Annotated in this window: 14 protein-coding genes; 6 read left to right on the forward strand and 8 right to left on the reverse strand. The window is 66.8% G+C overall.

Annotation, left to right across the window (positions count from 1 at the left end):
* Positions 1-229: 229 nt before the first annotated feature.
* Positions 230-604, forward strand: a complete 375-nt coding sequence (locus SBI80_RS24220) for a YchJ family protein (RefSeq protein WP_318977398.1) — start codon at positions 230-232, stop codon at positions 602-604.
* On the opposite strand, the gene SBI80_RS24225 is transcribed toward SBI80_RS24220, so the two are convergent.
* A complete protein-coding gene (locus tag SBI80_RS24225; protein ID WP_318977399.1) occupies positions 605-871 on the reverse strand; it encodes a helix-turn-helix domain-containing protein in 267 nt (88 codons plus the stop codon).
* A gap of 84 nt (positions 872-955) precedes the next feature.
* On the opposite strand from SBI80_RS24225, the gene map reads away from it, so the two are divergent.
* Positions 956-1,744, forward strand: coding sequence for a type I methionyl aminopeptidase (map, locus tag SBI80_RS24230; protein WP_318977400.1), 789 nt, complete (start codon positions 956-958; stop codon positions 1,742-1,744).
* Here map and SBI80_RS24235 read toward each other — a convergent pair.
* The gene (locus SBI80_RS24235) at positions 1,714-2,196 is read right to left on the reverse strand and encodes a hypothetical protein (protein ID WP_318977401.1); all 483 of its coding nucleotides are present in this window, start codon (positions 2,194-2,196) and stop codon (positions 1,714-1,716) included. The two genes, map and SBI80_RS24235, sit on opposite strands and share 31 nt — an antisense overlap.
* A gap of 41 nt (positions 2,197-2,237) precedes the next feature.
* Entirely contained in the window at positions 2,238-3,839 is a 1,602-nt protein-coding gene (locus SBI80_RS24240; protein WP_318977521.1) for a purine-cytosine permease family protein, read from the reverse strand.
* Between the two features lie 235 nt (positions 3,840-4,074).
* On the opposite strand from SBI80_RS24240, the gene SBI80_RS24245 reads away from it, so the two are divergent.
* Positions 4,075-4,758, forward strand: a complete 684-nt coding sequence (locus SBI80_RS24245; RefSeq protein WP_318977402.1) for a phosphatase PAP2 family protein — start codon at positions 4,075-4,077, stop codon at positions 4,756-4,758.
* Here SBI80_RS24245 and SBI80_RS24250 read toward each other — a convergent pair.
* Positions 4,712-6,202, reverse strand: coding sequence for a bifunctional phosphatase PAP2/diacylglycerol kinase family protein (locus SBI80_RS24250; protein ID WP_318977403.1), 1,491 nt, complete (start codon positions 6,200-6,202; stop codon positions 4,712-4,714). The genes SBI80_RS24245 and SBI80_RS24250 overlap by 47 nt on opposite strands.
* A gap of 116 nt (positions 6,203-6,318) precedes the next feature.
* On the opposite strand from SBI80_RS24250, the gene SBI80_RS24255 reads away from it, so the two are divergent.
* Entirely contained in the window at positions 6,319-6,972 is a 654-nt protein-coding gene (locus tag SBI80_RS24255) for a L,D-transpeptidase family protein (protein ID WP_318977404.1), read from the forward strand.
* 14 nt (positions 6,973-6,986) lie between these two features.
* Here the strand turns inward: SBI80_RS24255 and SBI80_RS24260 are convergent, their stop codons facing one another.
* Positions 6,987-7,445, reverse strand: coding sequence for a nuclear transport factor 2 family protein (locus tag SBI80_RS24260; protein ID WP_318977405.1), 459 nt, complete (start codon positions 7,443-7,445; stop codon positions 6,987-6,989).
* Positions 7,446-7,648: 203 nt separating this feature from the next.
* Here SBI80_RS24260 and SBI80_RS24265 point away from each other — a divergent pair, with 203 nt between their 5' ends.
* Positions 7,649-9,403, forward strand: coding sequence for an Hsp70 family protein (locus SBI80_RS24265; RefSeq protein ID WP_318977406.1), 1,755 nt, complete (start codon positions 7,649-7,651; stop codon positions 9,401-9,403).
* A 92-nt stretch (positions 9,404-9,495) separates the two neighbouring features.
* Entirely contained in the window at positions 9,496-9,774 is a 279-nt protein-coding gene (locus SBI80_RS24270) for a hypothetical protein (RefSeq protein WP_318977407.1), read from the forward strand.
* A gap of 427 nt (positions 9,775-10,201) precedes the next feature.
* Here SBI80_RS24270 and SBI80_RS24275 read toward each other — a convergent pair whose 3' ends face one another.
* The 3 genes from SBI80_RS24275 to SBI80_RS24285 are packed head-to-tail and all read right to left on the reverse strand — an operon-like array spanning position 10,202 to position 13,190.
* Positions 10,202-11,206 carry an ABC transporter ATP-binding protein gene (locus SBI80_RS24275; RefSeq protein ID WP_318977408.1) on the reverse strand — a complete coding sequence of 335 codons (1,005 nt, stop codon included), beginning with the start codon at positions 11,204-11,206 and terminating at the stop codon, positions 10,202-10,204.
* Positions 11,203-12,231, reverse strand: coding sequence for an ABC transporter ATP-binding protein (locus tag SBI80_RS24280; RefSeq protein ID WP_318977409.1), 1,029 nt, complete (start codon positions 12,229-12,231; stop codon positions 11,203-11,205). The genes SBI80_RS24275 and SBI80_RS24280 overlap by 4 nt, the downstream gene beginning before the upstream one ends.
* Positions 12,228-13,190, reverse strand: a complete 963-nt coding sequence (locus SBI80_RS24285; protein WP_318977410.1) for an ABC transporter permease — start codon at positions 13,188-13,190, stop codon at positions 12,228-12,230. Before SBI80_RS24285 ends, SBI80_RS24280 begins: the two co-directional genes overlap by 4 nt.
* Positions 13,191-13,192: the final 2 nt, after the last annotated feature.

Genomic DNA, 13,192 nt, shown 5'->3' on the forward strand with positions numbered 1-13,192 from the left:
AGTCCAGGTCGGCGAGTTCGGCGACGGCGGCCACCATCGAGGCGAGCGCCGCGGTGACCCGATCCGAACTCATACCCGAACCCTAGTACGACCCATCGACAAGGAATCGGTCTGCGTTACTGCTGAAACCGATGTGGCACAGGGGGATACGGGTTGTGGACTACTGCCGGGCTTGTGGATGAGTTCGGCGCGTCACCGCCAATTCTGGTAATGCGGCAGGCTGATGGTCGTGAGCGGTTCTTTCGGTCGCCCGTGCCCCTGCGACACCGGCGCGCCATACGAGGCGTGCTGTGGCCCGCTCCACCACGGCGAGCGCCACGCCGCGACCGCCGAGCAACTGATGCGCTCCAGGTACGCGGCCTACGCCACGGGGCACGCCGACTACCTCTTCCGCACTTGGCATCCGCGCACGCGGCCGGCGGAAGTCGCAATCGACCCGGCCGTGGTGTGGAAGGGGCTGGCGATCACCGACGTCGTGGCCGGCGGCCCCGGCGACGAGGCCGGCGAGGTCGAGTTCACCGCCGCCTATGACGGCGGAGCGATGCACGAGCGCAGCAGCTTCGTGCGCCGCGCCGGGCGCTGGGTCTACGTGGATGGCGGGTAGTCAGATCGCCATGCGCCGGTCGACGGTGCCCTGCCACGCCTGGGCGGCCTGCGCCACGGGCATGCCGAGGGCGGTGCAGAGCCCGATCACCGTGCCAAAACTTGGGCTGGGGATGCGGCCGACCTCGATCTTGCGCAACGTCTCGGGGGAGATGCCGGCAACGCGGGCGATCGCCTCGGGGTCGCGGCCGGCCCGAGCGGCTCTGATCAGCGCACCGAGGCGCTGTCCGGCTGCAACCTGCTCGGGACTTAGGGGTACGCGCACCATGCGGACGAGCATAGTCGGTATTCATATACCGGTACTGCTACCGTGATGTCGGTATAACAATACCGAGGCCGGGAAGAGGCATGCATGATCGAACTCAAGTCCGCCAACGAGATCGACAAGATGGCAGTGACGGGGGAGTTCGTCGCCGAGACGCTGGCCACCCTGTCCGGCGAGGCCCAGCCGGGCGTGAACGTGATGCAGCTCGAATTGCATGCGCGTCAGCTGATCGAGGACCGCGGCGCGACGTCCTGCTACTGGGACTACGCCCCGTCATTCGGGCGCGGACCGTTCCGGAACGTCATCTGTCTGTCGGTCAACGATGCCGTGCTGCACGGCAAGCCGCGTGACTACGCGTTGCGTGCCGGCGACGTGCTGAGCCTGGACTTCGCGGTGTCGATCGATGGCTGGGTCGCCGATTCCGCGGTCACCGTCATCGTCGGCGGTGAGGCGGATCCCGCCGATCGGGCGCTCGTCGCCTCGACGCGGCGGGCGCTGGACGCGGGCATCGCCGCGGCCGTTCCCGGGGGGCGGCTCGGCAACGTCTGCGCTGCCATCGGCGACGTCGCGGCCGAGGCGGGGTACCGCGTCAACGTCGAATTCGGAGGCCATGGACTGGGTCGCACCATGCACGAGGATCCGCACGTCCCCAATCGCGGAACGCGTGGGCGCGGAATGCTGCTGCGGCCGGGGCTGACCCTGGCTCTCGAACCGTGGTGGAGCCGCGGAAGTGACCGGCTGACCCTCGACGCGGACGGCTGGACGCTGCGCTCGGCGGACGGTTCGAACACGGCACACACCGAGCACACCATCGCCGTCACCGAGAACGGCCCCCGGGTCCTCACTCAGTGCGCGGGTACGCCACAGACCGAGTAGACGAACTTGGGCGGAACGTCGAAGGTGAATTCGCGCTCGGGCAGCTGGGCCAGCACCTCGGCCGACAGCGGCGTCTTGTAGTGCAGTGACACCGAGCCGGCGAAGGTCGGGTCGATGTCGGACAGATCGGCCCCGCTGAGCGTCAGGCCCGACTCGTCGAGAGTCGCGGTGATCATGCTGCCGCCGGGCGTATTCCACTCGTGGTCGACGGTCCGCGTCGCCTTGTTGGGTACCGACGACAGCGTGCCTAGGACGCGCCGGCGGGTTAGCGCCAACGCGCCCACGTAGCTACTGAGGTTGCCCTTGGCGACCTTGCCGGGCACCTTTCCGGAGAAGCGGTAGGTCACCGGGACGAACTCGGCCAGGAATAGCACGCCCTCGGCGTCGACCTGGGCGCGCATGTCCTCGGGCAGTCCGCCGATGCCGAGCATCTTGCGCAAGAAGACGGCCATGGTCGAAGGATATCGACCATGGCCGCCGTCTCGCGTGCGATCTAGGTTTGCGCCGGCAGGACGTTCTCGCCAGTCTTGTCCGTCGATAGGCACAGCGAGCAGATGTAGCCGTCGACGCTCGCCGACTTGATCATGTCTGGTCGCTCGTAATCATGATGGCAGACATGGCATTTCAGATGAGCATCAGACGGGTTGCCGTACTCGTCGAGCATCGGCGAGTCGATGCCGTCGTCGGTGCGGCGCAGGTAGTACTTGCCCCTGGTCGCCACGGCGATGAGGGGCGGCAGCACCAGCGCCAGGCCGATGGCCACCAGCGGAGAGTACGGCCGGATGGCTTCACCGAGGCCGCCGAAGAACGCGATCACCGAAAGGCCGGCGGCGATCAACATCGAGCCGAAGCCCACCGGGTTGAAGGAGTACAGCATGCCCCGGCGGAACTCGGGCTGGATCGGCGACAGCTTCAGCAGGAACTTGTTGAACACGATGTCCGATGCCACCACGACGACCCACGCCATGCCGCAGTTGGCGTAGAAGCCGAGGATGGTGTTCAGGAAGTCGAACATGTTCGCTTCCATCAGGATCAGCGCGATCAGCAGGTTGAAGCCAAGGAAGACCAGCCGCCCCGGGTAGGTCTTGGTGACCCGGGTGAACGAGTTGGTCCACGCCAGCGAGCCGGAGTAGGCGTTGGTCACGTTGATCTTGACCTGGCTGATGACGACGAGCACCACGGCCAGCGTCATGGCCAGCCACGGCGGCAAGAAGTTCTGGTAGATCTCCAGGAACTGGTGCACCGGCTGGTTGGCGATGCCCGCGCTGTCGGCGACGTTGGCGATCAGGTACACCGCCAGGAACAGGCCGACGATCTGCTTGATGGCGCCGAAGATGACCCAACCGGGGCCGGCCAGGAACATCCAGGTCCACCAGCTGCGCTTGTTCTCGGGCGTCTTGGGTGGCATGAAGCGCAAGTAGTCGTTCTGCTCGGCGATCTGCGCGATCAGCGACAGGCAGACGCCGGCGGCCAGCAGCGTCGAACCGAGGTCGAAGCCCTTGACGCCGTTCTCCCCCTGGTAGGCGAAGAACTGCCCGACCGACTCGGGATGGGTGATGACGAGGTAGCCGAACGGAGCCACCATCAGGATCAGCCACAGCGGCGTCGTCCACACCTGCAGTGTCGAGAGCACCTTCATGCCGTAGATCACCAACGGGAAGATGATCAGCGTGGATGCTGCATAGCCGAGCCACAGCGGGATGCCGAGGCCCAGCTTCAGGCCCTGGGCCATGATCGAGCCCTCTAGGGCGAAGAAGATGAACGTGAACGTCGCGAAGATGACGTTGGTGACCACCGACCCGTAATAGCCGAAGCCGCTGCCGCGGGTGACCAGGTCGAGGTCGATGTTGTAGCGCGCCGAGTAGTAGGCCACCGGGAATCCGGTCGCCATGACGACGACCGCGAAGATCAGGATTCCCCACAGCGCGTTGGTCGTGCCGTAGGCGATGCCGATGTTCGCTCCGATGGCGAAGTCGGCCAGGTATGCGATGCCGCCGAGTGCCGAGATGCCGACCACGCGCGTCGACCACTTGCGGTAGCTGCGGGGGGCAAACCGCAGCGTGTAGTCCTCCAAGGTTTCCTTGGTGGCAGTCATCTGATCGAGGCCGGCGTCGGGATCTGCCTCGGCAATTCGGGGGCCGTCTGGCGCGTCCGGTTCCTTGCTGAGCTCTTGAGTCATGGTTTGCAAGCTAGGTCCGGCGTGTTTCGACGTCGTGACGACCGTGTTCCCACCAGACGCAAGATGGCCCGCGCTGCCATCAAGAGTCGGGGTTGTGACGGCAGCGCGGGCGCTACTGATCTCTTCGTTGCGGTCGTGCAAGGTGTTACACATGAGGCGACCTGAATTCTCGACCGCCCGCGGCTGGCTGGTCGGCCTGGCCGTGCTGGCCGGTTTGGTGTACCCGATCGCGTGGTTGGGCTGGGTGCGGAATTGGAGCTGGGTGGTCGTCGGCGACGCGTCGACCCTGGATGCGGCCTACCGCATCGGTATCGAGCACCACGCGTGGGTGACGTTCTGGAACACCTGGTGCACGCTGTTCTCCCCACTGTCGTTCCGAGTACTGACGCTGGGGCTCATCGGCTACGCGCTGCTGCGCCGGCGGACCCGTCTCGCCCTGTTCCTGTTCGTCAGCGTCGAGCTGTCCGGCCTGGTCACGGAGGGGGCGAAGTGGTTGGCCGACCGCCCGCGCCCGGTGACGGCCATGACCACCGCAGCATCGTCGTCGTTCCCCTCCGGGCACGCGCTGGGATCGATGGTCGCCGTGTTGGCGCTCGCGGTGGTGCTGCTGCCGCTCGTCGGGCGGTCGTGGTGGCCGTGGCTGATCGCGGCGGGGAGCGTCATCGTGCTCACGGTCGGTCTCGGCCGGGTCGCCCTCAACGTGCACCACCTGTCCGACGTCGTGGCGGGGTGGGCGCTGGGCTACCTGTACTTCGTGCTGTGCCTGCTGGTGCTGCGACCGGCCTGGGTCACGCCACCGGCCGAAACACCGGCAGCGCCCGGTAGCGCACCGTGAAGCTGGCCTCGTCGAGTTCCTCGGCTAGCTCGCCGTCGTGGGCCAGCAGAGTCGGGCCGTCGACCGCCCGGAACCGGAACTCGGGCACCCGGAGTTCGTGGTAGAGCGGGCTGCGGACCAGGCGCCCCAGTGCCAGTGAGGTCAGGATGCGCAGGGTGCTGAAGCGGCGTTCGGTCTCCAGGATCCGCACGTCCATCAGGCCGTCGTCCATCCGCAGCCGTCGGGACGGTGCGAAGCCGGACGGCAGGTAGGACGAGTTGCCGAGGAAGAACAGCGACGTCTGAAGACGCTTGTTGTCGTACTCGATGCGTACCGGCTCCCCGCGGCGCAGCGTGTGGAACATCGCGTACACCCCGGCGAGTGGCTTGCCGATCTTGTGCTCCAGCTTCTCCCTGGTCTGGACGAAGGTTGGGTAAGCGCCGATGCTCGCGGTATTGATCACGGTTCCGGTCTCGTTGAGGCGCAGGACGTCGACGCAGCTGACCTTGCCCTCCCGGATCGCGGCCACCGTCTTGGCGACGGTGTCGCAGCCGATGTCCTTGGCGAAGTGGTTGAACGTTCCGGCGGCGAACACGGCCAGTGGACGACCGGTGGCCAGTGCCACGCCCGCCGCGGCGGCCACGGTGCCGTCACCGCCGCCGACGGCGAGGACCTCGGCGCGGCTGGCTGCCGAGGTGAGCACTTCCTGCAAGTCGTCATCCGCGTCGAGCTCGACGATCTCCATTCTGGGAAGTGCCTGCCGGGCTTCTTCCAGGACGCGGGCACCGGTCCCGCTGCCGGAGGCCGGGTTGATGACGAGTACGACGCCGGCGCCGTCGGGGCGCTCGGGGGTGTCGATGCTCAGTGGGTCGGCGACGGGAATGCGTGCCTCGACGATCGGCGGCACGATCTTGGCGCCGGCCACCGCGACCGCGGCGCCCAGCCCGAACCCCGCCAGCACGTCACCGGGGTAGTGCGCGCCGGTGGCCACGCGGGACACCCCGACCATGCCCGCCAGCAGCGCAAGGGCCAGGCCCGCTGGTGCGCTCTCCAGCCCGACGCCGACGGCGAAGGCCGCGGCGCTGGCGGAATGGCCGGACGGCAGTGAATTGGAGGTGGGCATTCGGCGCGAACGCCGGATCACCGGGACGTCGGCCCAGTTGGGCCGGGGGCGCTTCCACACGCGCTTGGCCAGCTGATTGGTGAGCAGGCTGGTGACGGCCAGGGTGGCCACCCCGCGACCGGCGCCGCGCTGCAGCGACGGGCGCCGGGTCGCCATCAGCACGGCCGCCAGTGCGAACCAGAGCTTGGAGTGGTCGGCAACCGCGGTCAGCCTGGGCATGACGCCGTCCAGCAGGGGGCTGGGGGATTCGGCGATGGCCTCGAAGACCTCCCGGTCCAGGGTGCCCAGGCCCTCACCGATCTGCCGAATGCCGCGATGCCGGGGCCTGCGCAGTAACTCCATGACACCCAACCTAGTGCGATGGCGAAAGAGCTTTGGCCGCAACTCATCTCTGAGGCCGGGCATCGTTGCTAAACCTTTACTTGACCTCGAGTTTGGCGTGTGGTGCCCTTGAAGTCGTGCGCCACCTGCTGACATGCCTCTTCGCGGTGGTCGTCGGGCTGGTCTCGGCGCCCGTCGCCAGGGCTGAGTTGGTGCCGTGGTTCGCATCCGGTGTCGGAGCTGCTACTCAAGTCATTTCCGTTGTGGGCGTGGGCGGTTCAGACGCCAAGGTCGATGTCTATCAGCGGTCGGCGTCGGGCTGGCAAGCGGTGGCGGCGGGCATTCCCGCCCACGTCGGCGCCAAGGGCATGGCGCCGGAGACCCACGACGGGCAGATGCTCACGCCGATGGGCATCTTCAGCCTCGACTATGCATTCGGCACGGCGCCCAATCCCGGCGGCGGTCTGCAATACGTCCAGGTGGGCAAGGATCACTGGTGGGACGGTGACATGAAGAGCCCGACCTACAACACGATGCAGATCTGTCAGAAGTCCCAGTGCCCGTTCGACACCGATCCGAGCAGCGGCACCGAGAACCTCGAGATCCCGCAATACCGGCACGCGGTGGTGATGGGGGTCAACGAGCAGCGCGTGCCCGGCAATGGCGGCGCCTTCTTCCTGCACAGCACCGACGGCGGCCCGACGGCCGGGTGCGTGTCGATCGACGATCAGACGCTGGTGGGCATCATCAAGTGGCTGCGCCCCGGCGCATTGATCGCCGTCTCCAAGTGATCGGAGCAGAACGCTCAATTGCTTACGGCGCGACCGGCTTTCACGTTGAAGTTCAGCGCCGCGGTAGAGAACGAGGCGTCGTAGGTGCGGTCGTAGCCGGTGGCGCTGATCCGCCAGCCGTCAACGGTCCTGCGGTAGCGGTCGTGATAGAAGCCGGCCCCGATCAGCATGAAGTCGAACTTCGGCACGATGACCTTGTCCTGCAGGTACCAGGTCGCGGTGGCCTCGTCCCCGTCGACGTCGATCTCGGGATGTGTCACGCGGTGCTCGGTGATGACGTCGGCGGGCATCGACGTGCGCATGAAGTCCACCAGCGAGGCACGGTCGGTGAAGTGGTGCTCCTCGCCGAGGGACTCGCCGTAGTCGCCGACGACGTCCTCGGTGAGCGTGTCGGCGAACTCGTCCCAGTGCTTGGTGTCGAGCGCACGCAGGTAGCGATACTTGACGCGCTGAATGTCTTCGATGTCACCCATGACGTCATTGCAACACAGTCGCCAACCGTCGTGTGGCGTGATCGATCGACTCCAGTTGACGAACGTGTCGAATCTGGCGGGCTGTTTTCGGCGCGCCGATTCATACGAGATCCAAAGGTTCGCTGCCAGAAGGCCGTTCGAGTGGCGTTCGCGGGGTGTCCTGGCGCCCGACCGTGGTTGGGCGGGTTATGGTTGACGACGTCATGAGCGACCCGTTGGGGTTGTCGATCGGGACGACCAACCTGGTCGCGGCCCGTGTTGGCAATCAACCCGTCACGCGGCGGTCCGTGCTGCCCCTGTCCGGGCAGGTGTTCAGCGGTTTCGTCGAACGCGTCGGAGACCCGGTGCCGCTGATCGCCGTCGACGGCACGTCGCACTCCGCCGACGCGCTGATGGTCGAGGCGCTCGACGCGATGGTGATCGAGGCTGGTGACGAGACCTCCGCGGAGATCGCGGTGGCCGTACCCGCGCATTGGAACGGGGCCACTCTGCGCTCGCTGCGCGATGCCATGCGGACGTCGTCGAGGCTGGCTCCCAACGGTGTGCCGGCCCGCCTGGTCTCCGATGCCGTCGCGGCACTGACCGCGCTGGCCGCCAATCCTGGACTTCCCCCGCACGGCGTCGTCGCGCTCCTCGACTTCGGTGGTGGCGGCACCACCGTCACCCTGGCCGACGCAGCGGCCTCGTTCGAACCGATCGAGACGGTGCGGGTGACGGAGTTCTCCGGCGACCAGGTCGACCAGGCGCTGCTCGCCCACGTGCTCGACGGGATCACCGGAGACGTCGATCCCGCGGGCACGGCATCGGTCGGTTCGCTGAGCGTCCTTCGGGAGGAGTGCAGGCAAGCCAAGGAGGCATTGTCGGAGTCGACGCGGGCCGAGGTCCGCGTGGAACTGCCTGGACATCAGTCGACGATCGACGTCACCAGGGACGAACTCGACGCACTGATGGCCGAACCTCTGACGGCGGTGCTGTCCGAGCTGGACGATCTGTTGTCGCGCAACAGGATCAACACCGGCGACGTGTCCGCAGTGGTGGCGGTCGGGGGTGGAGCACGCATCCCGCTGGTGATCGGCCGGCTGTCCGAGGCCGACCGCGGGCCGCTGGTGACGACGCCGCACCCGGCACTCGACGCCGCCGTGGGTGCCGCGATCTTCGCGGCCTACGGCGCCGATGCCGACGCCAAGACCGGCTTGGCGCCCGCCCCGCCGATCGCCGCCGGGGACGCCGCACCCGATTCGTCGACGTTCCGGGCGCTGGCCTGGTCCCAGGACGACGAAACCGTTGGCGATCCGCTGCCATACACCGGGGAGGACCCCTACGCCGATCCCTATGCGGACTCCGGCACGACGCGTGTGGTGGTTCAATACCACCCACGCCAAGACGACCAACCGCGATCGTGGCAACGTCTGCCACAGTTGATCTTTGGGGTGGTGGCGGTGATCGCCCTAATCGCGGTCGGTGGTGTCGCCGTCGCGCTGACCAGTTCCACGGAGGAAGGTACGCCGACTCCGAAGACGGCGCCCGTCACCGCGACCTCGCCGGCCGCGCCGCCGCCAACGAGCGTGGCGCCGGTGCTACCGCCCACCACCGAGGCACCCCCGCCGCAGGAGGCCGTCGCGCCGCCGACGACGCAGGCGCCTCCGCCTCCGCCACCGTCGACGGAGACCGTCACCGTGGAGCGTCCGGTCACCACGGTCGTCACCACGCAACCGACGACGACCACGACCACGACGGCGACCACCACGACGACCACGCCGCCGACCACGACGACCACCGAGACGACGACCACCCCGACGATGACGACCAGCTACATCACCGTTCCATTCGTCCCGGTTCCGATCCCCATCCAGGTGCCGGCCACCGCTACGACGACCTACGCCCCTTATCAGCCGTATCAGCCATATCAGCCGTATCAACCGCCGGTGTACCAGCAGCCGCAGCAGTCGCCTTACTAGAACCTGGGAATGCCTGTGAGCCCCAAACGGCGACAAGCAAGGTCACAGGCTGATTTCAGGTCTTCTTCGGTTGGGCGGTTCACGATCTGACGATGACCGAGAAGAGATCGCAAGGCAGGCGCCGTGGCCTCACGGCGCTCGGACTTATAGGCGCCGCCGCCTTCATCACCTTGGGGGCGTTGAACCTCGGCCCCGCCCCCGCCGGGCCGAGCGGGAAGATACTCGCCGGCTCGGGCAGCGCGCCGGCGAACACCACGTTCGTTCAGCCCACCGAGAACGCCATGAACATGGGCGCCACGGCCACGTGGACGACGCCGTCTTCGGTCGAACCGGTCGCCAAGGCGACTCCGCCGCTCGGGGCGGGTGGCTGACATGCGTAGCGTGACCGGCGGCTCGGTCCTCGTAGCCACCGCGGCCTCGGTGATGGTTCTCTTCGGTGCCGGGGTAGCGCACGCGGGGTCGGCCCCCAATGTCGTCGGGCAGAAGTACAGCGACGCACAAACGGCCATCAGCGGGGCTAGCTTGAAGCCGGTGGTGTCGACGGTGGTTGGCGATCAGCTGGCGTGGCCTGACTGCATGGTCACGAACCAGGTCCCCAGGACGGTTCCCGCTCCCCCGAATAGTTCCGGCTCGGCTACCAATCAACTGCTGGTCTCGCTGAACTGTGAGGCCAGTGAGGCTTCTGCGACGAAACCGGGATTCTCCGCGGCCAGTCCCGAGGGGCGTGCTGCGGCTGCGGCTGCGGCGTCGTCCTCTGCTGCCGCGGCGGCTTCGGCATCGGCCGCACCCTCGAGCTGATCAGCTCGATTCTGCGGACACCTTCAAGTTTTGCGGGTGGTGGCAAGCCGCCACGTGGTCGGTGACCAACTCCTCCAACCGGGGGTCGTCGGCTTCGCACACCTCGGTGCTCCACGGGCACCGGGTGTGGAAGTGGCATCCCGAGGGCGGATCGATCGGACTAGGAACGTCACCCTCCAGGACCAACCGCGTGCGTTCGACGTTGAGCTTGGGGTCGGGGATCGGTACGGCCGACAGCAGCGCGTTCGAGTAGGGATGCAGCGGCCGGTCGTAGAGGTCTGAGGCAGAAGCACTTTCGACGATGCGGCCCAGATACATGACGGAGACGCGGTCCGAGACGTGCCGCACCACCCCGAGGTCGTGGGCGACGAAGAGGTACGACAGGCCAAGCTCTTCCTGAAGGTCCTTCAGCAGGTTCACGATCTGAGCCTGAACGGAGACGTCGAGCGCCGAGACGGGTTCGTCGGCGATGATTAGCTTGGGTTCCAACGCCAGCGCCCTGGCGATGCCGATGCGCTGGCGCTGGCCGCCGGAGAACTCGTGCGGGTAGCGGCTGGCGTGCTCGGGAGCAAGGCCGACGCGGTCGAGTAGCTCCTGCACCCGGCGATCGACGTCGCGACCGCTCGCCAAGCCATGCAACTCCATTGGCTCGCCGATGATCTGGCCAACGCGCTTGCGCGGGTTCAGGGAGGCGTAGGGGTCCTGGAAGATCATCTGCATCTGTCGCCGCACCGGCCGCAGGCTGCGCCGCGACCGGCCCACCAGTTCCTCGCCGCGGAAGCGGACCGACCCCGACGTCGGGGTGATCAGTTGCAGGATGGTTCGGCTGAGAGTCGACTTGCCGCAGCCGGATTCACCGACCAGGCCCAGCGTCTCGCCCTCGTTGATGGTGAGGCTGACGCCGTCGACGGCCTTGACGTGCGCTACCACGCGATCGACGACGATCCCGGACTTGATCGGAAAGTGCTTGACGAGGTCGGTGACCTCGAGAAGTGGCTCGGTCACGCGGTCTCCACCCTGTTCGTCGGATCGCCGAGATCCGCTGCGCGCAAACCGATTCGCCCGTCGACGTCGCGCAACCGACGCTTGTCGACCGGGTCGAGCCAGCAGCGATCGCCGTCCAGTGGCGGTGGTTCGGCACACTTGTCGAATTCGTGCGGGCAGCGCGCGGCGAACCGGCAACCCGTTGGTGGATTCAGCAGCGACGGAGGCGATCCCGCGATCTGGGCCAGCCGGATCGGGCGGGGCTGGTCGAGCCGGGCCAGAGACCCCAGCAAGCCCCAGGTGTAGGGATGCTGGGGGTCGTAGAACAGGTTCTCCAGCGTCGCGTCCTCGACGATCTGACCCGCGTACATCACGGCAACCCGATCGGCTACTTCGGCGACCACCCCGAGGTCATGGGTGATCAGCACGACCGCGAGGCCACGCTCCCGGTTCAGCCGCTCGAGCAGCCGCAGGATCTGAGCCTGGACCGTGACGTCGAGGGCGGTGGTCGGCTCGTCGGCGATCAGTACGTCGGGGTCCAGCGCTAGTGCCATCGCGATCATCACGCGCTGGCGCATGCCGCCGGAGAACTCGTGCGGGTAGTCGTCCACGCGGCGTTCGGGATTCGGAATGCCGACCGAACGCAGCAGTTCGACGGCGCTGTCGCGGGCCTCGCGCTTGGACACCTCCTGGTGCGCCCGGATCATCTCGACGATCTGTTCCCCGATGCGATAGACCGGGTTCAGTGACGTCATCGGGTCCTGGAAGATCATCGCGATGCGCTTGCCGCGCACCTCGCGCAGGTGCTCGTCGTCGAGTTTGGTCAGATCGCGACCGTCGAACTCGACCGAACCGGTGATGGTCGCGTTCGGGGCCCGCGTCAGACCGAGGATGGTCTGCGCGGTGACGCTCTTACCGGAGCCGGATTCGCCGACGATGGCCAGGATCTCGCCGCGGTCGAGCGTGAACGACACACCTTCGACGGCGCGCACCACGCCGCCGTCGGTGGCGAAGCGGACGCCGAGGTCCGTCACGGAAAGGATCATGCGGGGGCCGCCTCGCCGAGTCGGATGCGTGGATCGAGGAATGCGTACAGGACATCTACGACCGTGTTGAACAGCACGATGAAGAAGGCGCCGAACATGGTGACACCCATCAGCGGGGGTAGGTCGAGGCTGCCGATGGCCTGGCCGGCGTAGAGCCCGACACCGTTGATGTTGAAGACGGTCTCGGTGAGGATGGCCCCACCACCGACGACGGCGCCGAAGTCCAGCCCGAACAGCGTGACGATCGGGATCATCGAGTTGCGCAGCACGTGCTTGATGCGAATCTGGCGCTCGCTGATGCCCTTCGCCCGTGCCGTTCGGACGTAGTCCTCGTTCATCACGTCGAGCATGTTGGACCGCAGCACCCGGCTGTAGAAGCCGACGAACAACACGGCCAACGTGATCCACGGCAGGATCAGGTGATACGCCCATTGGCTGGGGTTCTTGGTCAGCGGTACGTAACTGCTCGTCGGGAAGATCTGCGCCTTGAAGCTCAAGTAGTACAGCAGGATCGCCGCGAGCCAGAACACTGGCACCGAGATGCCGACCAACGCCAGGATCGTCAGCGCGCGGTCGGTGAACTTGCCGGCGTGCACGGCGCTGAGGTAGCCGAACACCACGGCCAGGGCCATCCAGAGCACGGCGGCGCCGATGCACAGTGACAGCGTCGCTGGCAAGCCCTTCCAGATCTGCTCACCGACGTTCTGCGAGCTGGCATACGAAGTGAGTTGACCGGTGAAGATCCGCTTCATCATCGTCAGGTATTGCACCGGCAGCGGTTGGTCCAGACCGAGGTCTGCTCGGACCCTGGCGATGAGCGCCGGATTGGCGTTCTTGCCTGCAATGCGTTGGGCGGGATCGGAGTTCGGAATCACGTTGAAGATGAGGAACACGATCACCGAGATCGCGAACAGGACCGCGATCATCCCCATGATTCGCCGTACGGCGAAGGTCGCCATGG

The sequence above is a fragment of the Mycolicibacterium sichuanense genome, from assembly GCF_033741125.1.
Taxonomy (GTDB): Bacteria; Actinomycetota; Actinomycetes; order Mycobacteriales; family Mycobacteriaceae; genus Mycobacterium.

Coding starts and splice junctions, on each gene's coding strand:
- SBI80_RS24245 (WP_318977402.1), top strand. CDS start 4,075: ATGAGGCGACCTGAATTCTCGACCGCCCGCGGCTGGCTGGTCGGCCTG.
- SBI80_RS24235 (WP_318977401.1), bottom strand. CDS start 2,196: ATGGCCGTCTTCTTGCGCAAGATGCTCGGCATCGGCGGACTGCCCGAG.
- map (WP_318977400.1), top strand. CDS start 956: ATGATCGAACTCAAGTCCGCCAACGAGATCGACAAGATGGCAGTGACG.
- SBI80_RS24225 (WP_318977399.1), bottom strand. CDS start 871: ATGGTGCGCGTACCCCTAAGTCCCGAGCAGGTTGCAGCCGGACAGCGC.
- SBI80_RS24265 (WP_318977406.1), top strand. CDS start 7,649: ATGAGCGACCCGTTGGGGTTGTCGATCGGGACGACCAACCTGGTCGCG.
- SBI80_RS24270 (WP_318977407.1), top strand. CDS start 9,496: ATGACCGAGAAGAGATCGCAAGGCAGGCGCCGTGGCCTCACGGCGCTC.
- SBI80_RS24280 (WP_318977409.1), bottom strand. CDS start 12,231: ATGATCCTTTCCGTGACGGACCTCGGCGTCCGCTTCGCCACCGACGGC.
- SBI80_RS24285 (WP_318977410.1), bottom strand. CDS start 13,190: ATGGCGACCTTCGCCGTACGGCGAATCATGGGGATGATCGCGGTCCTG.
- SBI80_RS24250 (WP_318977403.1), bottom strand. CDS start 6,202: ATGGAGTTACTGCGCAGGCCCCGGCATCGCGGCATTCGGCAGATCGGT.
- SBI80_RS24240 (WP_318977521.1), bottom strand. CDS start 3,839: ATGACTGCCACCAAGGAAACCTTGGAGGACTACACGCTGCGGTTTGCC.
- SBI80_RS24260 (WP_318977405.1), bottom strand. CDS start 7,445: ATGGGTGACATCGAAGACATTCAGCGCGTCAAGTATCGCTACCTGCGT.